The sequence below is a fragment of the Lysinibacillus sp. NPDC093712 genome (assembly GCF_050280025.1).
Classification (GTDB): Bacteria; Bacillota; Bacilli; order Bacillales_A; family Planococcaceae; genus Lysinibacillus.
In genome coordinates, this window is record NZ_JBNNUU010000001.1 from 689,786 (window position 1) to 716,547 (window position 26,762).

35 protein-coding genes are annotated in these 26,762 nt (G+C 33.8%); 20 read left to right on the plus strand and 15 right to left on the minus strand.

Annotated elements, in window-relative coordinates; translation table 11 throughout:
- Positions 1–5: 5 nt before the first annotated feature.
- Both ACQKNX_RS03505 and ACQKNX_RS03510 read left to right on the plus strand, forming a co-directional pair.
- Complete coding sequence (locus ACQKNX_RS03505) at positions 6–503, plus strand: CcdC family protein (RefSeq protein WP_427427591.1); 498 nt, start codon at positions 6–8, stop codon at positions 501–503.
- A 141-nt stretch (positions 504–644) separates the two neighbouring features.
- Positions 645–836, plus strand: a complete 192-nt coding sequence (locus ACQKNX_RS03510; RefSeq protein WP_340824768.1) for a hypothetical protein — start codon at positions 645–647, stop codon at positions 834–836.
- Between the two features lie 295 nt (positions 837–1,131).
- Here the strand turns inward: ACQKNX_RS03510 and ACQKNX_RS03515 are convergent, their stop codons facing one another.
- A complete protein-coding gene (locus ACQKNX_RS03515; protein ID WP_172771918.1) occupies positions 1,132–1,560 on the minus strand; it encodes a DUF2621 domain-containing protein in 429 nt (142 codons plus the stop codon).
- Between the two features lie 624 nt (positions 1,561–2,184).
- On the opposite strand from ACQKNX_RS03515, the gene ACQKNX_RS03520 reads away from it, so the two are divergent.
- Entirely contained in the window at positions 2,185–2,937 is a 753-nt protein-coding gene (locus ACQKNX_RS03520; RefSeq protein ID WP_427428258.1) for an SAR2788 family putative toxin, read from the plus strand.
- Positions 2,938–3,118: 181 nt separating this feature from the next.
- Here the strand turns inward: ACQKNX_RS03520 and ACQKNX_RS03525 are convergent, their stop codons facing one another.
- Both ACQKNX_RS03525 and ACQKNX_RS03530 read right to left on the minus strand, forming a co-directional pair.
- Positions 3,119–3,628 carry a DUF3841 domain-containing protein gene (locus tag ACQKNX_RS03525; RefSeq protein ID WP_427427592.1) on the minus strand — a complete coding sequence of 170 codons (510 nt, stop codon included), beginning with the start codon at positions 3,626–3,628 and terminating at the stop codon, positions 3,119–3,121.
- Between the two features lie 541 nt (positions 3,629–4,169).
- Positions 4,170–4,475: a hypothetical protein gene (locus ACQKNX_RS03530; protein ID WP_427427593.1), complete on the minus strand. Its 306-nt coding sequence runs from the start codon at positions 4,473–4,475 to the stop codon at positions 4,170–4,172.
- A 179-nt stretch (positions 4,476–4,654) separates the two neighbouring features.
- Here ACQKNX_RS03530 and ACQKNX_RS03535 point away from each other — a divergent pair, with 179 nt between their 5' ends.
- On the plus strand, positions 4,655–5,131 hold the full coding sequence (locus tag ACQKNX_RS03535) for a hypothetical protein (protein ID WP_427427594.1): 477 nt from the start codon (positions 4,655–4,657) through the stop codon (positions 5,129–5,131).
- 151 nt (positions 5,132–5,282) lie between these two features.
- Here the strand turns inward: ACQKNX_RS03535 and ACQKNX_RS03540 are convergent, their stop codons facing one another.
- From ACQKNX_RS03540 to ACQKNX_RS03550, 3 genes are all read right to left on the minus strand, one after another.
- Positions 5,283–6,548 (minus strand): MFS transporter, encoded by a 1,266-nt coding sequence (locus ACQKNX_RS03540; protein ID WP_427427595.1) that lies wholly within the window; start codon positions 6,546–6,548, stop codon positions 5,283–5,285.
- 87 nt (positions 6,549–6,635) lie between these two features.
- Entirely contained in the window at positions 6,636–7,778 is a 1,143-nt protein-coding gene (locus tag ACQKNX_RS03545; RefSeq protein WP_427427596.1) for a winged helix-turn-helix domain-containing protein, read from the minus strand.
- Positions 7,779–7,927: 149 nt separating this feature from the next.
- Positions 7,928–8,548: a YczE/YyaS/YitT family protein gene (locus tag ACQKNX_RS03550; RefSeq protein WP_427427597.1), complete on the minus strand. Its 621-nt coding sequence runs from the start codon at positions 8,546–8,548 to the stop codon at positions 7,928–7,930.
- Positions 8,549–8,662: 114 nt separating this feature from the next.
- Here ACQKNX_RS03550 and ACQKNX_RS03555 point away from each other — a divergent pair, with 114 nt between their 5' ends.
- The 4 genes from ACQKNX_RS03555 (at position 8,663) to ACQKNX_RS03570 (ending at position 10,734) form a co-directional block, all read left to right on the plus strand.
- On the plus strand, positions 8,663–9,115 hold the full coding sequence (locus ACQKNX_RS03555; protein WP_427427598.1) for a MarR family winged helix-turn-helix transcriptional regulator: 453 nt from the start codon (positions 8,663–8,665) through the stop codon (positions 9,113–9,115).
- A 25-nt stretch (positions 9,116–9,140) separates the two neighbouring features.
- Positions 9,141–9,659, plus strand: coding sequence for a GNAT family N-acetyltransferase (locus tag ACQKNX_RS03560; RefSeq protein ID WP_427427599.1), 519 nt, complete (start codon positions 9,141–9,143; stop codon positions 9,657–9,659).
- A 19-nt stretch (positions 9,660–9,678) separates the two neighbouring features.
- Positions 9,679–10,302 (plus strand): FMN-binding negative transcriptional regulator, encoded by a 624-nt coding sequence (locus tag ACQKNX_RS03565; RefSeq protein WP_427427600.1) that lies wholly within the window; start codon positions 9,679–9,681, stop codon positions 10,300–10,302.
- Between the two features lie 114 nt (positions 10,303–10,416).
- Complete coding sequence (locus tag ACQKNX_RS03570) at positions 10,417–10,734, plus strand: thioredoxin family protein (RefSeq protein WP_427427601.1); 318 nt, start codon at positions 10,417–10,419, stop codon at positions 10,732–10,734.
- 118 nt (positions 10,735–10,852) lie between these two features.
- Here the strand turns inward: ACQKNX_RS03570 and ACQKNX_RS03575 are convergent, their stop codons facing one another.
- Complete coding sequence (locus ACQKNX_RS03575; protein ID WP_427427602.1) at positions 10,853–11,578, minus strand: MerR family transcriptional regulator; 726 nt, start codon at positions 11,576–11,578, stop codon at positions 10,853–10,855.
- Between the two features lie 88 nt (positions 11,579–11,666).
- On the opposite strand from ACQKNX_RS03575, the gene ACQKNX_RS03580 reads away from it, so the two are divergent.
- Positions 11,667–12,371 (plus strand): CPBP family intramembrane glutamic endopeptidase, encoded by a 705-nt coding sequence (locus ACQKNX_RS03580; RefSeq protein WP_427427603.1) that lies wholly within the window; start codon positions 11,667–11,669, stop codon positions 12,369–12,371.
- A 49-nt stretch (positions 12,372–12,420) separates the two neighbouring features.
- Positions 12,421–12,870: a DUF1569 domain-containing protein gene (locus tag ACQKNX_RS03585; RefSeq protein ID WP_427427604.1), complete on the plus strand. Its 450-nt coding sequence runs from the start codon at positions 12,421–12,423 to the stop codon at positions 12,868–12,870.
- A 76-nt stretch (positions 12,871–12,946) separates the two neighbouring features.
- Here ACQKNX_RS03585 and ACQKNX_RS03590 read toward each other — a convergent pair whose 3' ends face one another.
- The 3 genes from ACQKNX_RS03590 to ACQKNX_RS03600 all read right to left on the minus strand — a co-directional run bounded on the left by ACQKNX_RS03590 (position 12,947) and on the right by ACQKNX_RS03600 (position 16,225).
- Positions 12,947–13,849, minus strand: coding sequence for a cation diffusion facilitator family transporter (locus ACQKNX_RS03590; protein WP_427427605.1), 903 nt, complete (start codon positions 13,847–13,849; stop codon positions 12,947–12,949).
- Between the two features lie 472 nt (positions 13,850–14,321).
- On the minus strand, positions 14,322–15,524 hold the full coding sequence (locus ACQKNX_RS03595) for an MFS transporter (RefSeq protein WP_427428259.1): 1,203 nt from the start codon (positions 15,522–15,524) through the stop codon (positions 14,322–14,324).
- A 377-nt stretch (positions 15,525–15,901) separates the two neighbouring features.
- The gene (locus ACQKNX_RS03600) at positions 15,902–16,225 is read right to left on the minus strand and encodes a hypothetical protein (RefSeq protein WP_427427606.1); all 324 of its coding nucleotides are present in this window, start codon (positions 16,223–16,225) and stop codon (positions 15,902–15,904) included.
- Positions 16,226–16,466: 241 nt separating this feature from the next.
- On the opposite strand from ACQKNX_RS03600, the gene ACQKNX_RS03605 reads away from it, so the two are divergent.
- From ACQKNX_RS03605 to ACQKNX_RS03630, 6 genes are all read left to right on the plus strand, one after another.
- Positions 16,467–17,165: a Type 1 glutamine amidotransferase-like domain-containing protein gene (locus ACQKNX_RS03605; RefSeq protein WP_427427607.1), complete on the plus strand. Its 699-nt coding sequence runs from the start codon at positions 16,467–16,469 to the stop codon at positions 17,163–17,165.
- Between the two features lie 32 nt (positions 17,166–17,197).
- Positions 17,198–17,908, plus strand: a complete 711-nt coding sequence (locus tag ACQKNX_RS03610; protein WP_427427608.1) for a hypothetical protein — start codon at positions 17,198–17,200, stop codon at positions 17,906–17,908.
- Positions 17,909–18,283: 375 nt separating this feature from the next.
- A complete protein-coding gene (locus ACQKNX_RS03615; RefSeq protein ID WP_427427609.1) occupies positions 18,284–18,712 on the plus strand; it encodes an NUDIX hydrolase in 429 nt (142 codons plus the stop codon).
- A gap of 215 nt (positions 18,713–18,927) precedes the next feature.
- Positions 18,928–19,143 carry a DUF1659 domain-containing protein gene (locus ACQKNX_RS03620; protein WP_427427610.1) on the plus strand — a complete coding sequence of 72 codons (216 nt, stop codon included), beginning with the start codon at positions 18,928–18,930 and terminating at the stop codon, positions 19,141–19,143.
- 27 nt (positions 19,144–19,170) lie between these two features.
- The gene (locus tag ACQKNX_RS03625; protein ID WP_427427611.1) at positions 19,171–19,395 is read left to right on the plus strand and encodes a DUF2922 domain-containing protein; all 225 of its coding nucleotides are present in this window, start codon (positions 19,171–19,173) and stop codon (positions 19,393–19,395) included.
- 74 nt (positions 19,396–19,469) lie between these two features.
- Positions 19,470–19,598: a YvrJ family protein gene (locus ACQKNX_RS03630; RefSeq protein ID WP_340824740.1), complete on the plus strand. Its 129-nt coding sequence runs from the start codon at positions 19,470–19,472 to the stop codon at positions 19,596–19,598.
- A gap of 240 nt (positions 19,599–19,838) precedes the next feature.
- Here the strand turns inward: ACQKNX_RS03630 and ACQKNX_RS03635 are convergent, their stop codons facing one another.
- From ACQKNX_RS03635 to ACQKNX_RS03645, 3 genes are read right to left on the minus strand one after another with little or no spacing between them, the layout of a single operon-like run.
- Entirely contained in the window at positions 19,839–20,015 is a 177-nt protein-coding gene (locus ACQKNX_RS03635; protein ID WP_427427612.1) for a type II toxin-antitoxin system RelE/ParE family toxin, read from the minus strand.
- Complete coding sequence (locus ACQKNX_RS03640) at positions 19,987–20,214, minus strand: hypothetical protein (RefSeq protein ID WP_427427613.1); 228 nt, start codon at positions 20,212–20,214, stop codon at positions 19,987–19,989. Before ACQKNX_RS03640 ends, ACQKNX_RS03635 begins: the two co-directional genes overlap by 29 nt.
- Before the next feature lie 2 nt (positions 20,215–20,216).
- Positions 20,217–20,381, minus strand: a complete 165-nt coding sequence (locus ACQKNX_RS03645) for a hypothetical protein (protein WP_340824738.1) — start codon at positions 20,379–20,381, stop codon at positions 20,217–20,219.
- 418 nt (positions 20,382–20,799) lie between these two features.
- Between ACQKNX_RS03645 and ACQKNX_RS03650 the strand changes: the two genes are divergently transcribed.
- The gene (locus tag ACQKNX_RS03650) at positions 20,800–21,408 is read left to right on the plus strand and encodes an SCO family protein (RefSeq protein WP_427427614.1); all 609 of its coding nucleotides are present in this window, start codon (positions 20,800–20,802) and stop codon (positions 21,406–21,408) included.
- Between the two features lie 51 nt (positions 21,409–21,459).
- Here the strand turns inward: ACQKNX_RS03650 and ACQKNX_RS03655 are convergent, their stop codons facing one another.
- Positions 21,460–23,220, minus strand: a complete 1,761-nt coding sequence (locus tag ACQKNX_RS03655; RefSeq protein WP_427427615.1) for a cache domain-containing sensor histidine kinase — start codon at positions 23,218–23,220, stop codon at positions 21,460–21,462.
- On the minus strand, positions 23,213–23,950 hold the full coding sequence (locus tag ACQKNX_RS03660) for a response regulator transcription factor (RefSeq protein ID WP_427427616.1): 738 nt from the start codon (positions 23,948–23,950) through the stop codon (positions 23,213–23,215). Before ACQKNX_RS03660 ends, ACQKNX_RS03655 begins: the two co-directional genes overlap by 8 nt.
- A 401-nt stretch (positions 23,951–24,351) precedes the next feature.
- On the opposite strand from ACQKNX_RS03660, the gene ACQKNX_RS03665 reads away from it, so the two are divergent.
- From ACQKNX_RS03665 to ACQKNX_RS03675, 3 genes are all read left to right on the plus strand, one after another.
- Positions 24,352–25,110 carry an amino acid ABC transporter ATP-binding protein gene (locus ACQKNX_RS03665; protein WP_427427617.1) on the plus strand — a complete coding sequence of 253 codons (759 nt, stop codon included), beginning with the start codon at positions 24,352–24,354 and terminating at the stop codon, positions 25,108–25,110.
- Positions 25,091–25,900, plus strand: coding sequence for a transporter substrate-binding domain-containing protein (locus ACQKNX_RS03670; RefSeq protein ID WP_427427618.1), 810 nt, complete (start codon positions 25,091–25,093; stop codon positions 25,898–25,900). Before ACQKNX_RS03665 ends, ACQKNX_RS03670 begins: the two co-directional genes overlap by 20 nt.
- Positions 25,901–25,962: 62 nt before the next feature.
- Positions 25,963–26,613 carry an amino acid ABC transporter permease gene (locus ACQKNX_RS03675; protein WP_340824729.1) on the plus strand — a complete coding sequence of 217 codons (651 nt, stop codon included), beginning with the start codon at positions 25,963–25,965 and terminating at the stop codon, positions 26,611–26,613.
- The last annotated feature ends 149 nt before the right edge of the window (positions 26,614–26,762 follow it).

Here is a 26,762-nt window from a genome sequence, read left to right on the forward strand (position 1 = left end):
TTTTTATGTTAAGCAATATCCCTTCTCACTATTATGTTATAGGTTCGACTATAATGGCCATTATAATGGGTAGCTTCGTTATGGTAGTACGTATGCGAGCTTCCAAAAAACCTACAAATGAGAAGAAAATTATTATTCCACCGATTGCAATGTCTTCAGGTGCGTTAATGTTTTTATTTGCACAATTTCGAGTGCCATCTATGCAAATTTTAGAAGCAGCTGCTGTAGGCGTAGTGTTCTCAACAATTTTAATTGCTACTTCTAAATTTGAAGTAAAAGGTCAGGATATTTATTTAAAACGTTCAAAAGCGTTTGTATTTATTTTAGTTGGACTGTTAATATTCCGTGTTGTGGCGAAAATGATATTAAGTAGCTCAATAGATGTCGGCGAGTTAGCAGGCATGTTTTGGATATTAGCATTTGCTATGCTAGTCCCATGGCGAATTGCTATGCTAATTCAATTTAAAAAAATCAAAAAAACAATTCCGCTTAAAAGTATGTAATGAAAAGACTACACTAGCACTTGTGCTGTTGTAGTTTTTTTATGTTAAAGCGACTTCGAAGAAATAAGTTGTGCTTTTGCTACAAGCCAACAGTAATCGTGGTATACTAGGAAGCATGTTAAAAAATGAGGAGTTTATTACATGAAATATTTTAAACCACAGATGCAGCAGCTAGTAAAAGAAAATCGTGAATTACATGATCGACTAAAAGAGCTGATGGCTGACATGGATTTGCAAAAAAATTACGCATTAAAGGCGCTATACCATGCAGAAGTAGCAGATGGTGGACGCTACCAACAAGATTATCAAGCGTTAGATCATTTATTTAAATAATCTTTATAGACTAAGGGCCTAGAAAAATCGCCGGTAAGTGTACGAAAATGGCCAGTAAGACATGAGAAATCGCCGATAAATGTACAAAAATAGCCGGTAAGATATTAGAAATCGCCGATAAGTGTACGAAAATGGCCGGTAAGACATTAGAAATCGCCGATAAATGTACAAAAATAGCCGGTAAGATATTAGAAATCGCCGATAAAAGTCCGAGAATCGCCGGTAAGCCTTAGGTCCAAACGCCATAGCAAAAAAGTGCTAGATTGATTGAAGTCAATCTAACACTTTTTCTCTTTTATTCAAACAGATGCTCATACGGGGAAACATCAATTTGCAGTTGATCTAATTTTTTGCGTAAAAACTTATGATCACGTTTAGGTGTAGCTTGAATATAGCCACGGATGATTAAGTCGTTGTCAATAGCTTTAGCTTTCTCTTCTAAAGCAAGTTCCCCAATTTTACCCGCAATTTTTTCTTTTGCGACTTGTCTAAATAACTCAGGTACTGGGCTCACAAGCTCATAAAGAAGTTCCTTCTCAGGTTGTCCCCATAGATGAATCGTTTTATCTAAATAAAATTCCTGCCAATCTAAATCCGATTTCCCATCCTGTTTTGGTAATGCCTTTAAAAATTTGCGGAACATGAAAAATCCGCCAATTGCCATTAGCGAGATAAGGACGACTACCCAAAATAAAATAAACCATAAAAACCAACCATCTAACAAATCGTTCACCTCTTTGTCTTCACTCACTCTATTATAAAAGCTTAAACAAAAAAATTCATCCTTATTGTGCCTGTTTTTATAATTTGTTTATATAAATGTAAATATTGAGCTATTGAAAGCTTGTAGATTTAAATTTTTTTGCAAAATAAAGACTGATCCACATGCTAGATCTTTAGGTTGCTTATTTGGAAAAATATCTGCAACTATTTTTTAAAACGTCATAAATTTTACTCTATAATTTTTGAGATACTAAGAGCAGAAAAGTACAACCGACGGTAATCTTGCCGGAAACCGACAGAAATATTGTCGGTTGAAATGTCGGTTATTAGAAAGTTAAAATAATATTTACTCTAGTACTAGCATGCTATTCAGATGTATGAAAATAAATATAATTATACTAATCTTTATTAATTTTGTTTACAATTATTGTTGAAAAACCATTCTTGATAAAGAAATTTTAACAAAAGAGTTAAAGATTAATGTAAAAGCTGTATGCCTTTTTATTGATTTTATGTTGTACTTTTCTCTTTAATTTATTTTGAAGATATCTATTCAGTAAAAGAGTCTCTAAAGATGGAATCTAAAATAGACATAGTAGACAATGGTATTAAAGAGGTGAACATTTTGAAAAAAGTTTTTAGTGTATTATTAGTATTATCTTTATTATTTACAATACTTCCTAGGGATATTAGTGTTATTGCATATGATGATACTCATAATAAAATTGATTTGAATAAAGCAGAGAGTGAAATTGAAGAGAAACATAATTTTCAACTCTCAGATAAATTACCAGTGAATCTTAAAGAAGATAACGAGAATAGACTTAAACTCGAAACTAACTTGTTAGAAGAGGATCTTAAAATTAATGCAGAATTAGAAATCAACAAAAATAATCATGATATTATAGTTTTTGGTGATGTAACAGATGAGAATGGACAAATCACTACTTATAAATACAATGTTATCCTTCATGCAGTAAAAGAAGATGTATTTATTGCTACATTAGTAGATACAATTACGGGTGAAGAATACTTGTTAAATTCCACAAAATTAGAAGCTTCTGCTACACCATTAATACCTCTTATTATTGGAATAGTGGTAAAAAAGGCAGTAAAAGAAGCAATTAAAAAGTATGGAAAAACAGCGGTGAAAGAAGCTATTCTCTCTCAACTTAAATGGCCGAAAACTATTAGTGGTAGAGATCTTATCAAGATGCTTGAAAAAGTAGGATTTGAGCAGGTTAGACAAAAAGGAAGCCATGTAACTATGAAGGGTCCTAACGGAAATACCTTTACTGTACCATTACATAAGGAATTAGCGAAAGGAACTTATAATAGTATTAAGAAATCGGTAGAAAAAGCTATAGTACCTGATTAATATTAATATAGATGCTGGGTCAAACTAGTATATCCAAGAAAAAGAGAAATTGATGTCTTTCCATTTCTCTATTTTCTTGGATTCATTAAGTTACTCCATTATTGAGTTATTCACCTTTTAGTCTTGTCGATAGATGGCTCTGTTTTACATCTAAAATCTTTCTGCTAATAATATTTGGTATTTAACGTGCTGTAAATTCTTTCACCAAAGTAATTTCATGTAGCAATACCTTGCCAGTTACACCTTGAACTGTACACACCCCCCAATCAGGGTGATCTGCTAAATATTTTATATTAAATATTGTTTTCCAACTATCTTGTATGGATTGTTGTGATAAATTAAGTTCAAAGTCTTCTTTTGCTTCAATATTACAATATTCACCAACTAAAACAAAATGCCAAGCTTGAAAGTCTGAATGGAGAACTCTATCATCTTCAATGTCAATTTTTAACAAAACCCCGCGATCTCCTTTATTTAAATGTCCTATTTTTCTTAAATCTGGTCTATCAGTCCATACCCATACGGGATACTCACCTTGATAGTTTGGTAGTTTTTTAGTCATTTGTTGCATCATCCAATGATACGGCTCAATAAACTCTGGCCATATATGCTCACGAGCACCGATAAGATAGCCTATATTTTTTACTTCCTCCCATTTTTTAATTGATTGAATAGTCCAATATATACCCATAGATCCTCCTTATTTGCTAAATTAATAATATATAATTATATCTAAAATTTGAATGTATGGAACCATCATTATTACTTAAAGGTAGGTTCTGATTAACCTTACACTGAAACAATAGGGGGAGATGCTACCTAGAACATCCTTTTCATTTTTTTAAATGGATTTCAGGGAGAATAGGGAATATATTATCAACAAGTTCATTACATATTGTTATTCTGATTTTTAGCGAATTAGAAATAAATTAATATAAAACAAAGGACAACCTGTATCCAAAAATGACAAGGTTATCCTTTGTTATATACTAAAAATATAAATGTCATCCCACATAGAGGAACGTTTCTAGTTCGCCGACTTTGTTCCCATCTAATTGGTTTGTGAGCCCGAATGTTTTACCCTTTCCATCGTAATTGATTACGATGTTGAGATCATGAAGTAATTAAGTAAAATAGTTAAAAATCTTTTCTAATTCAGCATAGGTCTCTGCCGTTCCAAGCCCTTATTCTTCCTGTACAGATATAACATAAACTAGATGCCCCATCATAATTTAAAGTACGTTCAAATTTTCAAAATCCTTTTGAAAGTTCATCACTGTCTTGAGTTGATCTGCCCTTGGATAATATTCGTTTACGTCGGTTGTGTTGAGGATATCTTTAGCGTGATAAGCAATCCAAGCCTCCAACGCTGGTTCGATTCCATAATTGTTAAAGCCTTCTGGTGTTGAAACGTCCTTCCATTGCTTTGAATGGTCGACTTCCGTTTCTGTTTTTACTTGTTCGATTTTAATTTTTTCTGTTTCTGGCTCAACCTTCGTTTCTTCCTCCGTACAGCCTATTAACAAGCCACTTATCAAAAGTCCTGCACACACTTATGTTATTTGCTTCATAAATTATACTCCTTTCTATGCCATTATTTAAAATTATCTAATATCCTTTATTTTATATTATCATATAAAATATGGGATTTTTTAAAAAATAAATGTAGGGAAGGAGGATGCTGTTTTCAAGGATTTTAACCTAAGGAGGCTCAGATATGACTTTATATTCTGTACTTGTAGCGGATAGGGCATTACAAACAGTTGATTGTACAGGGATTGTAGAAATTACAGTTAGAGAATTAAAAAAATTATATCCAATTACAGAAAGTACACCAGCACAGGCATGGCATTCGATGGATGATGATGCCCGTATTTTACATGCGCCCGATGAATCAGCATTTCGTCAGTTCAATATTTTTGAATGGGGTAATCCACCATATGATTTAAAATATTATAGTGAAAAAATCTATGTATATGGTATTGAGGGAAATTGGGGTTCTCAATTTTTAGCGGATTTTTTAATCTATTTAAAGCAACATATTAAACCAGAGCAAAACGTTGATATAATTAGGTTTTGGGCAGGAGATTACGATCAAAAACTAAAAAACTTTAGTATCAAGATTGAAGAAATCGAAATGCATCACCTGGAGAGCATCCAAAACGAACAATATATACGTGTAGCTTTAATTTAACAAAATTTTACATAGGATAATTAGGATTATTCTACATTGTTAAAATGCCTTATTATACAAAAAGCCCACTATCAATTTGAAAGTGGGTTTTTGTTGTTTTAATAGTTATCGTGATGTGCAAAAAAGATGTTCTTAATATTCCTAGCACGCTTTAACAAGATTCATTTCCCTCATTATCATTCATTTGTACGTTTGCTAGTTTGGGCTGCTTCCAGATGAGACGTTGCAGGAATATACCTGTCATGCCAATAATGGTTAGTCCAAGTCCAATTGTTTTAAATGTGGTTAATATCCCTAGTTGTGTAATGAGTAGTCCGCCAAGAAGAGGGCCTGCAATAAAAAGGATACTCATCAAGGAATCAATTATTCCGGTAACTCTTCCTATCGCTTCCTTAGGGGGTTCTGTTTGAATGAGATAATTTATGGCTGTAAACGTTAACCCGTTGCCGATTCCACCAACAATCGAAAGAATAATAGCAAATGCTATGATATTGTATTGCAATAGGAATCCAAACCCTCCAGTCATTACACCAATTAGAAGACTTCCGACACCGAAAAACCAACCAAATTTAGAGATTTTTTTAAATTTGGTTAGAAGGATGACCACAAGAAGGGAACCGATTCCAATAGCAGAAATTGCCCAGCCAGTAAACGCTGGCTTGTTGGGGAACACCTCACTAAACAAAGTAACAATTTGTGCGTCAATCATTTGTATTGTTAAGGTGCTGAATATCCCGAAAATTATGCTCGCCAAAAGGACTTTGCTTTTTAATACTATATGCCAACCTTCTTGCCAAGAATGTAGAAATCCAGATTGTGAATCTTCTATTTTTATATTTGATTCGCTTTCTTGTACCTTCATTTGTGTAAGCAGTATGCCAGAAATAGTGAAAGCTATCGCATTAATTGCAATGGATACATTTGGAGAAAATATGCCTGCTACTGAACCCCCTATAAGTGGGCCAATAACTTTTACTAACTGAAACAAACTGCCATTAATAGTGATGGCTTGCATAATATTTTTTTCGTCCACAATACTCCTCATTAATCCTTGCTGTGCAGGAAGGCTTAATACCCCGGCAGTGTTTCGTAAAAATAGGATGGGCAAAGCTAACCAAGGTGTAGTCGTAAAGACAAGCAACAAAGTTAACGCTGCACGAAACCAGTCAGAATAAATAAGAATTTTTCGTTTACTTCTTCGATCTGCAAATACGCCCGCAAATTGTCCTAAAAGTATACTAGGTATGGCATACATAATAGGAATTAGAGCAATCAGCATCGGGTCCGCCTTCCATGTATACCTAAATAAAATAAGGACCCCAACAAAATCAAACCAGTTTCCTAAATTGGCTAAAGTATTAGCAGAAAAAAATTTAATGAAATTGCCATTGCGCCATATTGATATTTCTTTATTCATAAATAATCCCTCCACGCTAGTGTCTCTACTAACGAGCATAACGAGCAATTATCAGAGGAATATCAGAGGAAATGAAATTTTTCATTATTATTTTAAGTTGTATTGTAACTGATGTTCGATTTTACTATGTATTTCATTTAATTTGTACTTGGATATATACTGTTCTTTTAATTCTTTATAGTCAGTTTGTAGTGTACCACTCACGCCAAAATCGTCTACGCAAAATAAAATCATGTTGATGTTCATTAACACCCCAGGTATGAATCTAGCTTCCAAAAGTAGCTGAAACCCTTCATCAAAATAATCTTTAGCTTTTGATTCATTGTTTTTAAGAAGCCAATAGCATCCTTTAATAATTGATAAATTCGCATTTTCTCTTAGATAAGGAAAACTTGCAAGCTTTTTTTCTGTTTCTTCCATCCGTTCCTCTATCTCTAGAATGTCCTTTTGAAGTAACGTAAGCCATAGTTCGGAAAGCAAGATTAAGGGGATGAAACCTTCCAAGTTTTTCTCATAAATCTCATTTTTAGAACGATGAAGAAGGGTAACGGCTTTATCTAGTTGTTTAGTAAATATCAATAATGATAGACGGTTTAATAATTTCATTTCTAAACGATGATAGTCAGGTATTTCCTCTACAGATAAAGCGCAAGTAAAGTAATCAAAGCATTTCTTCTTATCTGGTTCAATTAATGAATAGATATGCAATAGATAAAAGCACTTTTCCCAAAAGGTGATTTCTTGCGCTTCAAGAAACCAACTGAAATCTCCCTTCATGAAATGGAGATACAGAAGGTTAGGCAAATCGATTTGGAAGCCAAACACATTCTGATTTTCTGCTAATAGTTTCAGGGCATCTCCCTGCCCGTAGCGATGATACTTGCGAAAAAGACTTTTAACTTGAGTAGATACTTCGTCGTCCTTTAATAATGGACTTTTCTGTACCGCTTTCATTGACAAAAGGTATCCTTGACCTCTAATTGTTTTAATTTCAACTATGGATGAGAGGGGTTCAATTTTTTTCCGAACTCTATAAATGTGGTCATCTACAGTTCTATCGACTGGATCTTCCATTGGCCAAACAGCGTTCAATAATTCCTCCCTTGAAAAAATACGTGAAGGATTTTGATATAAAAATTTAAATAATTGATATTCCCTCGGTAAGAAAGCAATTTTTTCGGAACGATATGTTACGTTATAATCTGTTTTGGAAAATTGAATCTTTTCCATTCTTTCACCTCAACTAAATGGGATATTTTATAGCTCATTTTAACAGATAAATTTTTTAAATCCTAATTACTATTTCAATAGGATGAACATACGATGCTCGTCATAATTACATTCAAGATGGCGAGTATGCTAAAGCAGAAATTTGAACACTATCCTTTTTTCAAAGTAGTAGCTGGAGTTAAAATGCCGTCTATTAATCTTTTAGTAATTGGCATAAAGAAATTAAGTATGAGCCCTCCTAAGCTAACAGTTAATAAAGTGCCAGCACCAATCGGTCCATTAAAAAGCATTGCTAAGAGTAAAAACAACAGATAAATGGATGTTCTCGCAAATAATATATTTTTCCCAGTTAATTGTTGTATGATTAATGTTAATCGATCAACAGGAATCGGTGCAAAATTTGTTTGTAAATAGGTGGCAGTTCCTAAGCCAATAATAATCAAACCAATTCCAAAGCAAATGGTTTTGCTAAACCACAGTTCTGGTGTTAACAAATTGTGTAATAAAAATAACCATATATCAATCCCGATACCTGTAATAAATGCTGTGATTAATCCTAAAAACTCTGGCCTTTGTTTTGCTAATATTGCATTACAACCGATCAATATTAAAGCTAAAATTACTTCCCAGCTCCCCACTGTTAATCCTACATTAATAGATAGTCCTACCAAAAGTGCATCAAAAGGAGAAGTTCCAAGGTTTGATTGTATAGTGAAAGAAATACCAAGGGTTAATAATAAAATTCCTAATACATATAAGCTATATTTCACTTTTTTTCGACCTCTCTACCACTGGTTTTTTGTTGCAATTGCAACAAAGTTAGGTTAGATTCAATATATATTCTTTTTGTTGCATTTGCAATAAAAAAACGGAGGAGTTAATTTATGGAGGAAATTCTTCGTGAAATTGGCATGATTTCAAGAGCGTTAGATTCTATAAGTAATATAGAATTTAAAGAATATGACCTTACAAAAGGGCAGTATTTATATCTTGTAAGAATTTGTGAAAATCCAGGCATCATACAAGAAAAGCTAGCAGAGATGATTAAAGTAGATCGAACAACAGCAGCTCGGGCTATAAAAAAACTTGAGATGAATGGCTTTATTGAAAAGAAAGAGGATGACTATAACAAAAAAATAAAAAAACTATTTCCAACAGAAAAAGGAAAAGTGATTTTTCCAATTATCAAAAGGGAAAATGATTATTCCAATAGTGTCGCATTAGCAGGATTTTCCGAACGTGAAGCAGAAACAATTTTTCATCTTCTTCAAAGGGTTCGAAAAAATATAGAAGTAGACTGGGAATTTGTGAAAAAGGGAAATAAGAGAGATTATTGAATTTAAATAAAGGGGCTGTATGAAAATGACTGTAAAAATAACGAAGTGCAACTTGGAAGATTTACATGTACTCCGAGAAATAAGTATTGAAACGTTCAATAATACATTTAGTAATCAAAATTCACCTGAAAATATGAAAGCTTATTTGGATAGCGCATTTACCTCTAAACAACTAGAGAAGGAACTAGCCAATCGTTTTTCACAATTTTATTTCATTTGGTGCGATGAAGAAGTTGCGGGATATTTAAAAGTCAATGTACATGATGCCCAATCAGAAAAAATGGGGGATGCGTACCTAGAAATTGAGAGAATTTATATAAGAAACAAGTTTCAAAGAAAAGGGCTCGGAAAATACCTAATAGATAAAGCGATAGAAATTGCTAAAGAACAACGCAAAAGCAACATCTGGCTAGGTGTATGGGAAAAGAACGAAAATGCAATAAGTTTTTATAAAAATATTGGCTTTGCTCAAACAGGAGTACACTCATTTTATATGGGTGATGAAGAACAAATTGATATTATCATGACTAAAACATTAATTTAAATGATTAAGGAGGACATATATGTATATTCCTAAATACTATAAAGTCACGGATGTTAATGAAATTGAAGAATTTATTCAAATGAACTCTTTTGCTACACTCGTAACAACAAAACAAGGAACACCAATTGCGACTCACTTGCCTTTAATGTTCAATAAAAAGGGCGACAATTATTTTCTAACTGGGCATATGGCATATGGAAACCCACAGTGGAGAACATTTGAATCTAGTGAAGATGTGCTCGTCATGTTTCAGGGCCCGAATGCGTATATTTCCTCTTCTTGGTATTCACATGAAAATGTTCCAACGTGGAATTATCAGGCTGTTCACATCTATGGCAAGGCTAATATTTTAGAAAAAGAAGAATTAATCGACGATTTAACAATGCTGTTAGAAAAATATGAGAAGGATAGAGAGAAACCTATTTTGTGGGATAATCTTTCACCTGAGCTTTTAGAAAAGGAAATAAAAGGTATTGTTGGATTTGAAATAAAGATTGGCGATGTTCAGGCTGCCTATAAATTAAGTCAGAACCGTAATGAAGATGATTACAAAAACATCATTGATCAATTAAAAAATGAAGAAACCCCAAATTCGAAACAAATGGCATTATTAATGGAAGAGAGATGCAAAAAGCAAATATAGATGTATATTTAGAAGTAGTGTTTATAAATTGCCTGCATTAATTGTTTTAAAAACACCCGGTAATGTAAATATGTTTTTTTAGAAAAAATAACAGTTATAAAGGAGATTTTTTAAGTGGAAAATTTACAATCGATTGATCAATTTGAAGAACTAAAAAAAGGAGAACGTACAATATTTGTTTTTTCAGCAGATTGGTGTGGAGATTGTCGATTTATCGATCCTATAATGCCTACAATTGAAGAAAACTATAGTCAATATAGTTTTGTAAAGATTGACCGTGATGATTTCATCGATTTATGTGTTGAATTAGATGTATTTGGTATTCCAAGCTTTGTAGCTTTCGATAAAGGCAATGAAGTTGGGCGATTTGTTAGCAAGGATCGTAAAACACAGGAAGAAATTGAAGCTTTTATTGATGCATTAGCATTATAATGTAAGAGGGGAATTCTCGACATTAAAAATTTCTGTAAGTATATTATTTAAATTTATTTGCAAAAGCTATAGGGGGCGAAACTTCCTCCTATAGCTTTATTCGTATTTTTATCCTATTTCAAGTTGTTGCATATGTAATACAACGTTCCACATAGTCTAATACCTCTTCCGAAATCGGATATAGCCCAGTTTCCTCAACGGGTAGTTTTCGGACATCCCAAAACTTCTCTATCAATTCTGTATCTCCTTGAAAAGTGTCATTTGATAGGTCGATTAATTTGGAACCAATTTGAAAACCTTCGTCTGTTTCGGCTTTAATATTGTGCTCTATACACCATTCAATTCGTCGTAGTAATGCAATATATTGCTGTGTTATTTTATCATTGTTACTAAGGTTGGGGATTATTTCTTGTAAAAATGATTGTTCATCATCTTGGAAATAATCGATCCACTTTTTGGGGATGTTTTGTGAATTTTGAACAAGTTTAGTAACATGTTGCCACGATAAAGACTCTTCCAGATCAATCATATTAATTAATGAAGTCGTATTAGAAATGCTTGTTTGAAGTTGGGACAGTTGTTCTTGTAAGTAATTATGATGCGAAATTAAAATTTGTTTATAGGAGAGTTTATCTAATAAATCACGTATAGTATCGAGTGGAAGTGAAAGTGATTTTAGAATGATGATTTTCTCTAATCTAAATAAATCCTTTTCTGAATAGTACCGTCGGCCATTAACATCTTTAAAACTAGGTGTAAGGAGATTCACCTGATCATAATAACGAAGTGTACGAATAGATACATTCCGCTGTTTCGATACCTCGCCAGTAGTCCATTGTTTCATTTCATTTCCTCCTGAAAAAAAGGTTGCAGGTGACGTAACGTCATCTATTACACTTGGATTATACCATAAAGAGGAAGAGGGATAATGGATGGAAATAAAGCAAATGAACTGGAAAGAACAAGACTGTTGGGGATGGAAAGAATTCATCTTTTTAATATTACTTGAATTTGTGTTTGTCATAGGTTGTATTAAATTTGTTGTTAAACCTATTTATTTTCACTTTTTTAATAATGAACTATATGCTGGAACGTTAACGGGGTTAACAATTGCGATTACGCTTCTTTTCGGTATTTATTTTATTGCCCTACGTCCTAAAAAACTTTCTTGGCGTGAAGTAGGGTTAAAATCATTCGCTTCTAACGATTGGAAACTCATTATTATATATTCTATTATGTTGTTAGTTGGTGCCGTAATAATTGTCGTACTTACTAGTTTTATTGGAATTTCCGTAGAGAACAGCAAAACAGACGCAATGCAGCAAAGCGTAACTTTTTTCACGGTTTTCATTGCTTTTATCTCTGCGGCTGTTATCTCACCAATATACGAAGAAATTTTTTATCGTGGTTTTTTATATCGTTGGTTTCGTACACGCGTAGGATTTACTGGTGCCATTTTAATTAGCTCGCTCATCTTTACAATTGTTCATATACCGACATATAATGTAATGCCAGTAAATTTCTTTAGTGGTGTCATTTTTGCTTTAGCATATGAACGCACTAATTCGATTTGGGTACCAATATGTATTCACGGGATTACGAATGGAATTATGGTTTTTCTGACTAGTATGGGATGAAAATTATTCAACTATAGGACAAATTGAAAAAGGTAGGGGATCTGCAATAATGAAAAATATTTTTAATCCTACGCATACAGCAGATATTTTACAGCGGATAGATAAATTAAGTCCTAATTCAAAACCTAAATGGGGAAAAATGGATGTTGCTCAAATGCTTGCACATTGCTCAGCCTTCCAAGACATTGCAATGGGAAATGTATTTCCAACAAGGAGTTGGTTAGGAGTAATCGTAGGGGGATTTGCAAAACCAATGATTTACAATGAAAAGACATTACCTCACAATATGTCTACAATTCCAACCATTTTGATCGCAGATGCTAGAGAATTTGCTACAGAAAAAGAAAAGCTTAAACAAAAAATTACGACCTTCCAACAGAACGGACCAGAGAAGTGTACAACGCATCCTCATCCCTTTTTTGGAAAACTCACTCCAGAGCAATGGGGGAAAGGAATATACAAGCACCTTGACCATCATTTAAAACAGTTTGAAGTGTAATCAATGTAAAGATTTTTCAGTCCATTAAAAAGCCTCCTAACTAATAAATGAGTTAGGAGGTTTTTACTATTTCGACCTATTGATCATCCTCGTACCAAGGATTTAGGTGAATAAGAACTTCTTCTACATTAGGATGCATTTCCATTATCGTTTTCTTTATTTTACGAATAATATCATGACCTTCTTGAACTGTTAAACCTCCAGGTACACTTACACGAAGATCAACCAATACATAATGGCCGTGCTCTCTAGCTCGTAGACGATCTATACGTTTTACTTCTGGAATTGTAAGAATTAATGTTTCGAAATGATCCAGTGTATCACGACTTACACTTTTCTCCATAAGCGTGTCTATAGCTTCTAATAACATCCCATATGCAAGTTTGAAAACTAATATTGTCACTATGATACCAGCAATTGGATCCCCATATGTAAGGATATGAATATTAGTAAATTCCCCAATGAGCGCAAGCCCTATTCCCAATACAGCAGCTATTGAAGCATACACATCAGCAAGATGATCATATGCAGTGGCAATTAAGCCTTTACTATTTGTTCTTTTGCCGATTTTAATCGTATATACGTATAAAATGAGCTTCCAAACGAGTGAAATGATTGCAGTGATAAACGCAATTAGACTTGCTTTTTCTGGTTCATGAAAGAATGCTTTGATCGATTCATAAGCAATATACAATGCTGCTATAATTAAAATGATCCCTACAATAGCGGAACTGATTACTTCAGCCTTCCCATGTCCGTAAGGATGATCTTCGTCGGCAGGGCGTTTGGAAATACGCATCGATGTTAAGGCGGCACCGCTTGCAATCACATCTCCGGCATTATGATAACCATCTGCTAGAAGCACTGGACTATGGAAGAGAGTACCAACTACAATTTTTAAAATTGTTAATACGATGTTACTTATTAAACTAATCCATCCAGCAACAATTGAAGCATTGGAATTTGTGGTTTGATTCATAAAAGTATACCTCCAATAAAATTCTTTCCTAAAAGCAACAAAAACCTTTGACTATTTTTAAGTCAAAGGTTTTGTTTAAAAAAATATAGTTTTCGTGAACTTGAAATTTGAATCATATTTCTCACTCCTATATAGGCGTCCACTGAGTTTAACACATTATATTCGTTGGTTCAATAATGGTTTGTCATTTCTTTTTCTGAAATCTTTGCCGTTTTTTCAGCCAATAACTTAATATATGTTTGTTTTTTAAAAAGGTGTTTTATTAAGCAGTTAAATTATATAAAATAGCTTGCTTTAGTCGAGTAAATAACTGATTAAAGGCATCGGTGAATTCCCTATCAATTTAGTTATAGGAGAAGATATTTCAGTTTGTTTCAAAATAATTAGTGAAGCGGATAACGAAGGTTCGCTAGTAAAGCCAGGTCTCATTCTCACATAAGAACCTGGTCGATTACTTAAAATAAATGAATGCTTATTTCGCTTTACGATACCATATTATAACAGGAATTAGTAATAATGATAAAAGTCCACCAGTTAAAGATAAAACTGCGTAACTTGAATTTGCAACAATGACTCCTGAAAGAGCTCCTCCTGTAGCTCCAGCTAATGCAATAAAAACGTCAATTGTTCCTTGAATTTTAGCACGTGTTGATGGTTCTGTAGAATCAACAATTTGAGCAGTTCCACTAATTAAGCCAAAATTCCATCCTAATCCTAATAAAGAAAGGGCCAATATGAGCATAAACATTGAATCACTTGGTGCATATGCAGCGACTAAACCTGCAAACAGTAAAGTAACACCTGCAGCAATACTCATAGCGGTTCTACCAATTTTGTCTACAAGAATTCCAGTTACAAGGGAAGGGAGATACATTGATCCAACATGAAAACCAATCACGATACCTACAGCACTTAAACTATGTCCATGATGTTGCATATGAATTGGCGTCATTGTCATAATAGCAACCATAACGATTTGCGTGAGGACCATGACAACTGCGCCTACAATAATACCATTTTTATTTATTAAAGGACTAGAATGAGTGATAACGCCCTCAGCGTCTTGTTGTTTATAAGCTTCTATTGATTTTGCTAGCAGTAAAGGATCGGGACGAAGCATGATGAAAAGAACCAATCCTGCCATTATGAATGCCACTGCAGATAAGATAAATGGGCCAGCTAATGAAGGAATACCGATAGAAAGGGCAAATTTCCCCATAACTTCAACTAAATTTGGTCCTGCAACAGCGCCGAATGTTGTCATAACCATTGTCGTGCTTATAGCCTTTGCTCGTTGTTTTTTATTTGCTAAATCTGTCCCTGCATATCGAGCCTGTAAATTTGTTGCTGTTCCTGCACCGTAAACAAGTAGGGAAGCAAACAATAAGAAAACACTATTGAGTAAAGCTGCAATGACGACGCCTATCGCTCCAAGTCCACCTGTAATAAAACCTATAGTTAGACCTATACGACGACCGTAGCGTTGAGAGAGCTTTCCAACTAGAAATGCTGCAATTGCAGAACCTAATGTGAATAGGGCAGAGGGTAATCCAGCAACTGCGTCCGTCCCAAGCATTTGCTGCGCTAACAGAGCACCTACAGTAATACCAGCTGCAAGACCGGCTCCTCCAAAAACTTGGGATAAACTTACTACAAGTAAAACTCTTTTATACATTATTTTTAGTTTTTCGGGGGAATTTACATGCCCGATTGAATTATTCGCAGTCTCCAATTGTATGAAACACCATCTTTCTAGCTATTTGACTAAATTATTAAAATTTTATTTTACTTTTTAACAGGTCTAAGACTATTATTCATTGAGAGAAGGTTATAGAGGCAAGGCCATTCTTTTAACTATTCAAGTCATTTGTTGAATAGTTGAATTATAATTATTATTCAATTTTAGAGTCAAGTCCTTAATATGGGAATTGTATCCTGTTTTACTCAATGGGAGGTGTAAGAGAGCAAAATTCGAAAACAGCCTCGTTAATCAATTAATATTGATCGATGGGATATAGGATGTAAAAAGCGAGGTGCTTATTTTACGTTATATTATTGTTCTTTATGTTTATAATTGTCATCAGTATCAGCTTCGCTAGGGTATATTTGCTTAATTTGCCCTTGGATTTTCGCATAGTCGTATACGATATTTTGTTCATCTTCAAAAACAACAGATGCCTGAAATATGATGCCGACACCTAGCTTTGAGTCGAGTGAATATATTTGTTCCTTATCATACTTCTTAACATCTATTAAAAATTCGTAAGTCTCTTTTTTTATAGCGTAAAGTTTATATTTTACATAGCCAAAACATCCTATAAGGGAAAAGATAATTAAACAATTAACAAGCGTCACTACCATTACGAATTTTTTCAAATGCTGCGCTCCTTAAATATAGTTTAATAATTTTGCCCGCCAAAGAGCATGTGTTAACTCTATTTTATTTCCATTTTAAATATTTTTGTATAAAGTGTATAAAATAACCATAAGGAACTTATTCATTTTTCGTATAAATGTATTGGACATTTTCTAAAATGGAAATGGTGAAAATCATCCAAATTATTGTCGTATGAGGTATTATAATCCATAAAGAACAAAGTTGAAAGGATGGAGAATAATGAAGCAAATTATTGCACTTGGCGGAGGTGGCTTTTCAATGGAGCCAGAAAATCCTTTATTAGATCAATATATTCTTAAGCAATCTAATAAATCAAATCCGAAAATCTGTTTTATTGCAACAGCAAGTGGGGATTCAGATAATTATATTTCTCGATTTTATCATTTCTTTAAAAAACAGGAATGTCAACCATCACATTTATCACTATTTAACCCACCTACAAGAGATTTAGAAAGTTTTTTACTGGAGAAAGACATTATTTATGTTGGTGGTGGTAATACAAAAAATTTATTAGTTTTATGGAAAGAGTGGGGGCTGGACGCCATTTTGAAAAAAGCTTGGGAACGAGGCATTGTACTAGCTGGTATTAGTGCAGGTTCCATTTGTTGGTTCGAAGAAGGGATTACAGATTCTTATGGAGATGGACTTGAGCCATTAGAGTGTTTAGGGTTTCTAAAAGGTAGTAATTGTCCTCACTACGATGGAGAAGCCGATAGAAGGCCTTCGTATCAAAAGCTTATTGCTTCTAATAGCATTAAACCTGGATATGCAGCTGATGATGGTGTTGCTATTCATTTCATAGACCAAGAAATCAGCCATATTGTCAGTTCAAGACCTAACGCTAAGGCCTATAAAGTTTATTATGATATGGAAATTATAGAGACTGAACTTGAAACAAATTATTTAGGTTCTTACTGAAATGTATGATTCGGTTAAGAGCAGGAGGTACTATGAAAAGTAAGAAATTATTTTTAACAGTTGTAAGTGCATTTATAGTTTTAATAATAGTTACTACTATTCTTAATCTACCAAAGAACCAGGAGGAAAGTAAAAAAGATAAACTCCCAAATAAAGAAACAATAGATGAGATTCCTAATGTTAATACAAATGGAAACTATATAAGTTACGCTAATCTTGAAACATTAGAGCAAAATTCAGAACTTATTATTATTGCACAAGCAACTCAGAACTTTGAAGATCGCGAACATATTAATACGTTTTATGAGACGCCTAAAGATAAATATCAACCTGAATTTTTAATTGAAGGCATTACAAAAACTGATGTGAATATTAAAAAAATCCTAAAACAACCTGAAAATGAGCATTATAATGAAGAGGAAATAATAAGCGTAATTGAACCTATCACTATTTTTGAGGATGTAGGCAAAGTAAAGAAGGTAAAAACAATTAGTAATTATAAAGAAATAGGTAGGGATGATTATATCCTTTTCTTAAAAAAGAATACATATGGTGATTATGGTATCATCAACATGAACAATGGACGTTACAATTTAAATAATACTAATGAATTGAACACATCAAAGGCTCTATCATCATGGGAAGAGAGAGAAAGAAATGAAGATTTAATAATACATCACGAAATTATAGAAACTATTTTTGAAAAATACAGTGCAGAAATAAAAGAGATTCAGAATCAATAATGATAAGGTAATCTACAAAATCTGATGGAGATTTTTCTGATTAAAAAGGGTAATTGTTTGATAAAAATTAAAGAGGGAGGAGTCAGTGAATCTCTTTCGTTAAAATGAAGGATAAAGGAAGTGCAACATTTATCTTAAAAAATATAATTTTTTATGGCTTTTATAGTTTAGCTTTTATTTTAATGCTAGTTGTTCAACTATTTAACCGAAAATATCCTTTTCTTGAAGCATTAATGCATACATTTATATTTACAGGTACGATTATGATTTGCCATATCATATCTGAGAAAATAAATAAGGCCACTCCGTGATGAGCAGTACCTAATTGGTATAAAAAAGAAGTTTTCACTGATGGGTGGCGTTTGGAGGTATAGAATGAGGGCTGAGCAAATTATAGCAAAAGTAATTTGTTTATTTAGATATGACGATTTAATACTTGTCGCCGAAGGTTTTGATGAAGTAAAAGGAGAATTTTACTATCGGCCAATTGGTGGGAAAATTGAATTCGGAGAGACAAGTGCGCAAGCAATACAGAGAGAAGTACTTGAAGAAATAGAGGCAAGTATACATAATTTATCCTATATAGGAACAATTGAAAACATATTTACATATAACGGTGACCTTGGACACGAAGTAGTATTTGTATATGATGCTGAATTTGTAGACAAGTCCTTTTATGCAAACCCTTCTTTTCTTGGAAAAGAAGATAATGGTGCAACGTTCAAGTTGCTATGGAAGGCAATTAGTGATTTTACAAATAATAAATTAATTTTAGTTCCCGACGGATTATTCGATTTGCTTTGAATGGCTACTTGAGTTAGGAACCTTCTTACACTAAAGAAACAAATAAAATATTTTAAAGTCGTTCGGATAGTCGGACGGCTTTTTTATTGATGTATTTTTCACGCTAGTTTATTTTGTTGTGGTAAACAGCTGCTTGTTTCAAAATAAAATTTCAAATTAATGTCCCTTTGCACAAGAAATAGACGTATATAGTGTGCAGAAAGGGGGTGTTACGGATGGCAAAAACACAATTTTTAGGTGCAACGCTTCGCTTAAAGTATTTGGCAGGGCACAATGAAAAAAATGAGCCGAAGTTTGCAATCAAAACATACCGTCATTTAAATGATACGCATACAACAACAGCATTAGTAGCGGTAGCTAAAGCGATTGCAAGTCTTTCATCTCAGCCACTCGACAGTATTATGAAGCAAGAAACAACAGAATTATCGTAAAGTCAGTAAAAGCAAGGAGTGATTATAATGGCAAAAGTATTAGAGTTACAGTTTGAAACAGAGATGGGGAAGACGGCAACGATTGCGATTGATGCACCGAAGCCAAACGTTACACCTGCTGAAATACAACAAGTAATGCAAACGATTATTATGAACAGTGTATTTGGTGGACAAGCTGGTGCTTTTGTTGGGATTAAGGGTGCGCGAATAATTGATCGTCAAGTTTCAGAATTTGAACTAGGTATGAATTGATTGAAATGGTCTTTGCACTAAGCTGCAAAGACCATTTTTAAGACGTCAGCAAAATGTCGAAAGGAGGGGGCAGTATGGAACAGTGGCTGAATATGGTATCCAATATTGGCTTTCCGATCCTCATGTCGTTTTATTTATTACATCGCGTAGAAGTAAAGCTAGATGCAATACATGATGTGCTTGTTTCGATTAAGGATAGATGATTTCACAAAGAAGCATTATTAGCTAAAGTGATATGCTAACATTTTCATAAAATAGTGAATGCTACGACGACATTCCTCATTTAAATTGACAATATAGAGTCTGAAACACAAAGAGAAAAAGTGTTAGATTAATTGATATCTAACACTTTTTCTGTGAAACTTGGTGTCGCTATGGTGGACACTTATTGTAAGGGTCACGTTAATCTAGAAACGTAGCAGTTTTCTTTTTTAAACTTAACATTATTTAAGTTGTAGTTCATTCTTTTTAATTAAGTTTATAATATCTTTTGTAGAAATATTTTCCTGCTCGTTTTTCGAGTATATATCCAATAAATATACTAAATTATTACTCGTAATCAAATAAATAATAACTCGAAATCCACCAGACTTACCTTGCTTCGCACTGGTGTTTGCCATTCTTTTTTTTGAAAATTTTAAACCTTTTTTTACTATTTTCGAATTTTACACCTACACCCTGGATAGGTTCGCCTAATTCAGCACCTACTTCGATTTCATCAATTAATGCTTCAAAATCATCAACTATCTTTGGATAGCGCTTTAGTAATCGCTTAAACTCCTTTTCAAATGTAGGAGTTGTGTTAACTCTATACTTCATTACTATTTCTCTTCACGTAAATCTTTTAAAAAAGAACGTGCTGATTTTTTAGGTAGTAAGCTTTGTTCAATTAAATCAACTTCTTGAATTGCATTTGATATTTGATGATTTCTAGTAGAGGGAATGGATTTATTTGAGACTTTTTTTATAGTTTCAGTTGTTGTCATATCTTTTTTTCCTCCTTATCACACACTAAACTCACCGCCTTATTTAAATACAACTATATATATTAAGCATAGACGGTGTGCAATCCTTTAAATAAATCATAGCAAATTGAGTCAATCTATCAAGCTTTTCAGTATATTCATTGAGATTTTACTAAAATTCGATAGACTATTTTGTTAAATTTCAACACAACATGTCTAATTATTTTGATGTACTGGATTGAATTGGGAGGTGGCAGCATTCTACTGTTATTTTGTTTTGTACCGAGTAGAAGTAAAGCTAGATGCAATACATGATGTGCTTGTTTCGATTAAGGATAGGTGATTTCACAAAGATGTAAGAAAGCTGTCACTACAGGTAGTTGTCAACGCTTACACCATTCGATAAGATGAGGGTAATGTTGGTAGGGAGTGTGTGAAGATGAAAAATAAGGTAATAGGATTCGTGTTACTATTAGCGTTAGTTTCAGTACTTAGTGCATGTGGAAATGTGAAATTTAAAGCTGATTATAGTTATGAAATACAAGATTTTGACCATGTCAATCAACGTGGAGAAAATGTTTCACTTGAAAGTTTAAAAGGCAAACCTTGGTTAGGCATGTATATTTTCACGAATTGTAATTCAGTTTGTCCACCAATGACGTTTAACATGACGCAAATACAAGAAAAGCTCATGAAAAAAGGAATAGAGGATTACAATCTTGTTGCTTTTTCAGTAGATCCTGAAGTTGATACACCTGAAGTGCTAGCTGACTATTTAGCGAGATATACAGTGCCTGATGAATCAAAATGGAATCTCCTTACGGGATATTCTCAGTCATATATTGAGCAATTTGCAGTGAAATCCACAAAATCACTAGTAAAAGATGACCCGAATTCAGATCAAGTTATCCATGGTATCCAATTTTTCTTAGTCGATAAAGATGGTATCCTTGTAAAACAATATGACGGCTATGCGAAGGACGCAGCAGATGTACCGATCGATACGATCGTGGGCGATTTAGAAACATATATAGACGAAAACTTATAAAATGAAAGCTAGTGCTAAATGGATATAGCACTAGCTTTTTTGCGCAATCGCTTATATTTTCAACGGAATCTTCATCTTAACGACCGTTCCCCAGCCTTTTTTGCTTAAGATCGTAAGCCCTCCATGCTCACCAAAGGCGACGAGGAGTCGCTTGTGTGTATTACTTAACCCGATATGGCTGTATTGTTCATTTTGCTGAAGACGCTCACGCACGATTTGTAGCTGACTTCGGTTCATGCCTTTTCCATTATCGATAACGACTAAAGTCATCAAATCGCCTTGAACGGTCATTTTAATTTTAATATGACAAAGCTGCTTTTTTGGTTTCCCATGCTCGATGGCATTTTCAATTAATGGCTGAATCGTCAACTTTTTCACTTTGAATGGCATAATATCATCATCATATTCCCATAGAACGTGAAATTGATTTTGATGACGCGCTTTCAAAATATCAATATAGTGCCTCGTGTATTTAATTTCCTCCATTATTGGTACCATACTTGATTCATCATCTAGTGAGTAGCGGAGAATCGTCGCTAAATTATCAATCATGTCATTTAATTCATTCGGTTTCCCTGTTAATGATATCGCGCGCCAGTTCAATGTTTCCAGTGTGTTAAATAAAAAATGAGGGTTTAATTGGGATTGTAGGGCGGCTAGTTCTAACGTTTGCTCCTTGTATTTTTTCTCAGCTAGCTTTCTTTTCAAAGTATTTTGCTCCGTAAAATTCAATAAAACTTTATGTGTAATTAGACTATACACATCATTAACAGGGATTGAAATGTCAGGTAATGCACCGCCTTGTTCAGCAGATTGGAAAATAGCTAATATCTTTCGCATATGAACAGTAGCTTTTCTTGTTACCCAGTAGGCATAGATGACACTGCCCATGATGCAAATCGCTGAAAGAAATAATACAAGCTTCAACAGTTTCTTTGGTACTTGGTAAAGACTCGTTTTAGGATTGATTGATAAAAATGTCCAGTCATATTTTGATGACTCCATTTTAGAAATAACGTATGGCTTGCCATCAATCGTCATATCAAAAAATGTATTAGGATTAGATGTTAGCCTTTGTATGATTCGGTTACCTAGCTCATAATTTTGTTCGTTAAAAATAATATTATTTTTATTGTCCACGATGACTAAATTGCGTCCAACTGTCGTTGACAGTGACGCGAGCTGTTGCTGTAAATAGTCTGCTTTAATATTTAAGACAAGCACGCCATTATTTTTAGGAATGGTCCGATACATCGTAATAATATTTAAAGGTGTATCCATTTGGTTATTCGTCATACGTTTAATGGTCCTTGATTCAGCCCACGTTTCCTCATAGCCGAGATGGGTCACAAAGCTATGATACCAATTAAAATCGAGTGTATTTCTTAATTCGACTAAACCAGTTGTTGTCGTCGATAAATACTTTCCAGAATCGTTTTTTACATAGATGTATATCGAGTGGATATATTCTCTAGCTTCTTTTGGTGCATCAATAAAATTTTTTAATGTGACAAGGTCCTTATAGTCCTGGTGAGTAAGTGTTGGCTTATCCATAAGTTGCTGCAGGTTGTCAAATTGATTTGTACTAGAAATAATATAGCTATTTAACGAATCGAGCTCATAAAAAATTAGCTCGATATTTTCCTTTGTTTGCGTTAAAAGATCTGTGTTGCGATCAATAATATCCTGTAATACATATTGTTGAATTAGAAAAATGGATAATGCCCCTAATACAATGAGTGGAATAAGCATTGGTATTAATAAGCTAATTAAGTTTTTTAAAAAATAGGTGCGTATGTAATGGTTAGTCAATGTGAAGACCACACTCCTCGTTTCGAAATTCACGAGGTGTTTTACCATAATATTTACGGAATGTCCGGGTGAAATTTTTAGCGTTGCTATATCCCGTTAATTCACTAATTTCGTAAATTTTATAGTCAGGGTTTTTTAGAAAAATCGCTGCCTTTTCCATTTTTACTTCTACGACAAAATCAGAGAAGTTGCGACCCGTTTTTTCCTTGAAATATTTACTGATGTAGACTGGATTTAAATGCACAAGCTGTGACGCACCTTCAAGAGAAGCATGTTGGTAATGCTCGTTAACATAATTTAATATCGTTTCAATGACCTTATCATGATTAAAGTCCGTTTTAAAAGTTACATATTTTTCGTCGAGCTGTGCTTTAATCTTTGTAAAAACTGTGACAAGTTCACTGTATTTTGTTGGTTTGGTTATATAGTTTTTTACACCATATTGGATAGCTTGCTGTGCATAATCAAAATCTTTATACCCACTTAAAAACACGACATGGATCGGTGATTTTTGTTCATCGAGCTGTTTAGCAATTTCGATTCCTGTTAGCTCTGACATCCTTATATCTGTGAGTAACACGTCGACATGATGGTTATTAATAAAAGCTAAAGCCTCTATACCATTTTCAACAGCACCAACTATTTCAAAACCAATTTCTTCCCATGGAAAATAACTGCTTAAGCCATTACGAATTTCAAACTCATCGTCAGCAATTAATAGTTTATACATCGCAAATCATCACCTTTTAAATAATTGGAAATATTAAAATAATTACTTTTTATCATACTCTATTTATAAAGTTTATGAATCCTAAATGTTGAAAATTGATACTTTAAGTAAGTGTAAGGGACTAACATATTAAAAAAAGATACTATTTTGTCTAATAAAAGCCCTTTTTTCAACAATATTATTACGGTTTAATTAAAAGTATATTAATTATTTGGCAATTTAGTAATTTCAGATAATTGATATATTTAACAAATGTGCAAGGGGATTATGAACGAGGGGGAGTCTTTAACTTAGTAGAAAAATAACAATATATAGAATGGTAGATAAAAAGTCGAGTAACACCAATTAAAAACAGTGAAATTATGAATGAGACCGAAGTGTTTGCAGGAAGGGTGACAGCAATGATTCAAGTCAACAATTTAAAAAAATCCTTTGGCCCCTTACAAGTTTTAAAGGGGGTAGATTTACAAGTACAGCAAGGGGATGTTGTTGTATTAATTGGAGCGAGTGGTTCAGGAAAAAGCACATTGTTACGTTGTTTAAACTTTTTAGAGTTATATGATGAAGGACAAATAAGTATTGAAGGACAGGCCATACAAGCTACTAAAACTGATTTAAATAAAATTCGAGCTGAGGTAGGTATGGTGTTCCAGCATTTTAATCTTTTCCCTCATCGGACAGTACTTGAAAATATAATCGAAGCACCAATCTTTGTGAAAAAGCAGTCAAAAGAAAAAGCAACTGCTTATGCATATGATTTACTTGAAAAAGTAGGGTTACGTGATAAAGCAACAATGTACCCTGATAGTTTATCGGGCGGTCAAAAGCAACGTGTAGCCATTGCACGTGCTTTAGCGATGGAGCCAAAAGTGATGTTATTTGATGAACCAACCTCTGCATTAGATCCAGAGTTAGTTGGAGAAGTACTACAAGTTATGAAGCAGCTTGCTAATGATGGTATGACGATGGTTATTGTAACGCATGAAATGGGCTTTGCACGTGAAGTAGGAAATCATATCGTCTTTTTGGAGGGCGGACAAATTTTAGAAGAAGGTCATCCAGATACTTTCTTTGATAATCCAAAAAATGAACGAACGAAGCAATTTTTAAATAGAATTTTACATATAGGGGGTAGTAAACATGAAACGGTTCAAGCTTAAAGCATTATTAGCAACTTTAACATTAGGGGTAGGACTTTTAGTAGGCTGTAGTTCAAATGAAGAACCAAAAAAAGCAGCATCTTCAGGCAATGGGCAAGAGGAATTTGTTTATGCAATGAGTGGAATTTATAAGCCATTTAACTATAAGGAAAATGGTGAGTTAGTAGGGTTTGATGTAGAACTTGGAGAAGCGTTAGCAGAAAAAATGGGCATGAAACCTGTCCCAATGACTTTCCCATTTGAATCTATTATTCAAGGTCTTTTAGACGATAAATTTGATGCGATTTTAGGGAGTATGACAGTCACTGAGGAGCGCTTAAAGGTTGTTAGCTTCACAGATACTTACTATCGTTCAGGCTCACAACTATTTGTTGCTGAAAATAATACGACGATTAAATCAGGAGCAGATGCACAGGGCAAAGTAATTGGTGCTGTACCTGCCACTAATTATGAAACAGATGCGTTAAAATTAACGGCTAAGGAAAATGTCATAACTTATCCGCAAGGTGATGTTGCAGCATTGATGGATATTAAGACAGGTCGGTTAGATGCCGTTGTGGCAGATAATATTTTTGCACAGCTTGCTATCGATGAAGCGAAAATACCCGTTAAAGCTGTTGGGGATTTATTAGCAGTAAATGAACAAGCAATTGCAGTTAATAAAAAAAATGTGGAATTAAAAGAAAAGTTAAATATAGCATTAGCACAACTAATTGAGGATGGAACATATGCAAAGATCAGTGAAAAATGGTTTGGCTTTAACTTAATGGACGAAAGAGTTAGTAAATGAGTAACGGAGGAAAACATTTCTCCGTTACCTACAACAATGATGACAACAGAGTGGGTGAATAGATGTTAGAAATTTTTCAATCGAATTATAAAATGCTTTTTGATGCACTATGGGTAACACTTTCAGTAACGATTTGTTCATTAGTTTTAGGTAGTATCGTCGGATTAATTATCGCCTTTTTTAATATGTCAAAAATAAAAGTGCTGAAATATTTTGCGGCAGTGTATTTAGCCATTATCCGTGGTACACCGATGATTGTTCAAATTTTTATTTTATATTTTGGTATTTCTTCGTTCCTAACGCTACCTTCTTTTTGGGCGGGAGTATTAGCTTTAGCTGTCCATAATGGAGCGTATATTTCTGAAATTTTCCGAGGTGCAATTCAGTCAATCGATCGTGGTCAAATGGAGGCAGCTCGTTCGTTGGGGATGTCCCAGACGTTGGGGATGCGCCGAGTAATTTTACCTCAAGCTATGCGTAGAGCGATTCCACCACTAGGTAATCAATTCATTATATTATTGAAGGAATCTGCCCTTGTTGCTTATATCGGTATGTCAGATTTATGGAGTACTACATTAGCCATTGCGGGTGCAAACTATCGTCCATTAGAAACATACATGGTTACAGGTGCATTTTATTTAATACTAGTATTAGCATTTACGTTTATTTTCAATAGAATGGAAAAGCGTTTGAATTTACAGACGCGTCATTAAAGGGACACTGTAGCAACGAGTACGTTTGCTACAGTTTTTTTGAGGTGCGGTGCCTGAGTTGAGGTGCCTGACACTAAAAAGATTGGCAAAATTCGAAATTGTTTGGGTGCCTGGCACTTGTTATAATATGAATGTTCCGGCTTCAAATA

What these genes read in the sequence shown, in the direction of transcription:
- ACQKNX_RS03560 (WP_427427599.1), top strand. Translation starts at nt 9,141, where the DNA reads ATGACTGTAAAAATAACGAAGTGCAACTTGGAAGATTTACATGTACTC.
- ACQKNX_RS03620 (WP_427427610.1), top strand. Translation starts at nt 18,928, where the DNA reads ATGGCAAAAACACAATTTTTAGGTGCAACGCTTCGCTTAAAGTATTTG.
- ACQKNX_RS03580 (WP_427427603.1), top strand. Translation starts at nt 11,667, where the DNA reads ATGGAAATAAAGCAAATGAACTGGAAAGAACAAGACTGTTGGGGATGG.
- ACQKNX_RS03625 (WP_427427611.1), top strand. Translation starts at nt 19,171, where the DNA reads ATGGCAAAAGTATTAGAGTTACAGTTTGAAACAGAGATGGGGAAGACG.
- ACQKNX_RS03645 (WP_340824738.1), bottom strand. Translation starts at nt 20,381, where the DNA reads ATGACAACAACTGAAACTATAAAAAAAGTCTCAAATAAATCCATTCCC.
- ACQKNX_RS03590 (WP_427427605.1), bottom strand. Translation starts at nt 13,849, where the DNA reads ATGAATCAAACCACAAATTCCAATGCTTCAATTGTTGCTGGATGGATT.
- ACQKNX_RS03525 (WP_427427592.1), bottom strand. Translation starts at nt 3,628, where the DNA reads ATGGGTATATATTGGACTATTCAATCAATTAAAAAATGGGAGGAAGTA.
- ACQKNX_RS03545 (WP_427427596.1), bottom strand. Translation starts at nt 7,778, where the DNA reads ATGGAAAAGATTCAATTTTCCAAAACAGATTATAACGTAACATATCGT.
- ACQKNX_RS03665 (WP_427427617.1), top strand. Translation starts at nt 24,352, where the DNA reads ATGATTCAAGTCAACAATTTAAAAAAATCCTTTGGCCCCTTACAAGTT.
- ACQKNX_RS03505 (WP_427427591.1), top strand. Translation starts at nt 6, where the DNA reads ATGTTAAGCAATATCCCTTCTCACTATTATGTTATAGGTTCGACTATA.
- ACQKNX_RS03650 (WP_427427614.1), top strand. Translation starts at nt 20,800, where the DNA reads ATGAAAAATAAGGTAATAGGATTCGTGTTACTATTAGCGTTAGTTTCA.
- ACQKNX_RS03635 (WP_427427612.1), bottom strand. Translation starts at nt 20,015, where the DNA reads ATGGCAAACACCAGTGCGAAGCAAGGTAAGTCTGGTGGATTTCGAGTT.
- ACQKNX_RS03585 (WP_427427604.1), top strand. Translation starts at nt 12,421, where the DNA reads ATGAAAAATATTTTTAATCCTACGCATACAGCAGATATTTTACAGCGG.
- ACQKNX_RS03670 (WP_427427618.1), top strand. Translation starts at nt 25,091, where the DNA reads ATGAAACGGTTCAAGCTTAAAGCATTATTAGCAACTTTAACATTAGGG.
- ACQKNX_RS03575 (WP_427427602.1), bottom strand. Translation starts at nt 11,578, where the DNA reads ATGAAACAATGGACTACTGGCGAGGTATCGAAACAGCGGAATGTATCT.
- ACQKNX_RS03660 (WP_427427616.1), bottom strand. Translation starts at nt 23,950, where the DNA reads ATGTATAAACTATTAATTGCTGACGATGAGTTTGAAATTCGTAATGGC.
- ACQKNX_RS03675 (WP_340824729.1), top strand. Translation starts at nt 25,963, where the DNA reads ATGTTAGAAATTTTTCAATCGAATTATAAAATGCTTTTTGATGCACTA.
- ACQKNX_RS03605 (WP_427427607.1), top strand. Translation starts at nt 16,467, where the DNA reads ATGAAGCAAATTATTGCACTTGGCGGAGGTGGCTTTTCAATGGAGCCA.
- ACQKNX_RS03640 (WP_427427613.1), bottom strand. Translation starts at nt 20,214, where the DNA reads ATGAAGTATAGAGTTAACACAACTCCTACATTTGAAAAGGAGTTTAAG.
- ACQKNX_RS03540 (WP_427427595.1), bottom strand. Translation starts at nt 6,548, where the DNA reads ATGAATAAAGAAATATCAATATGGCGCAATGGCAATTTCATTAAATTT.
- ACQKNX_RS03565 (WP_427427600.1), top strand. Translation starts at nt 9,679, where the DNA reads ATGTATATTCCTAAATACTATAAAGTCACGGATGTTAATGAAATTGAA.
- ACQKNX_RS03595 (WP_427428259.1), bottom strand. Translation starts at nt 15,524, where the DNA reads ATGTATAAAAGAGTTTTACTTGTAGTAAGTTTATCCCAAGTTTTTGGA.
- ACQKNX_RS03555 (WP_427427598.1), top strand. Translation starts at nt 8,663, where the DNA reads ATGGAGGAAATTCTTCGTGAAATTGGCATGATTTCAAGAGCGTTAGAT.
- ACQKNX_RS03510 (WP_340824768.1), top strand. Translation starts at nt 645, where the DNA reads ATGAAATATTTTAAACCACAGATGCAGCAGCTAGTAAAAGAAAATCGT.
- ACQKNX_RS03610 (WP_427427608.1), top strand. Translation starts at nt 17,198, where the DNA reads ATGAAAAGTAAGAAATTATTTTTAACAGTTGTAAGTGCATTTATAGTT.
- ACQKNX_RS03630 (WP_340824740.1), top strand. Translation starts at nt 19,470, where the DNA reads ATGGAACAGTGGCTGAATATGGTATCCAATATTGGCTTTCCGATCCTC.
- ACQKNX_RS03535 (WP_427427594.1), top strand. Translation starts at nt 4,655, where the DNA reads ATGACTTTATATTCTGTACTTGTAGCGGATAGGGCATTACAAACAGTT.
- ACQKNX_RS03615 (WP_427427609.1), top strand. Translation starts at nt 18,284, where the DNA reads ATGAGGGCTGAGCAAATTATAGCAAAAGTAATTTGTTTATTTAGATAT.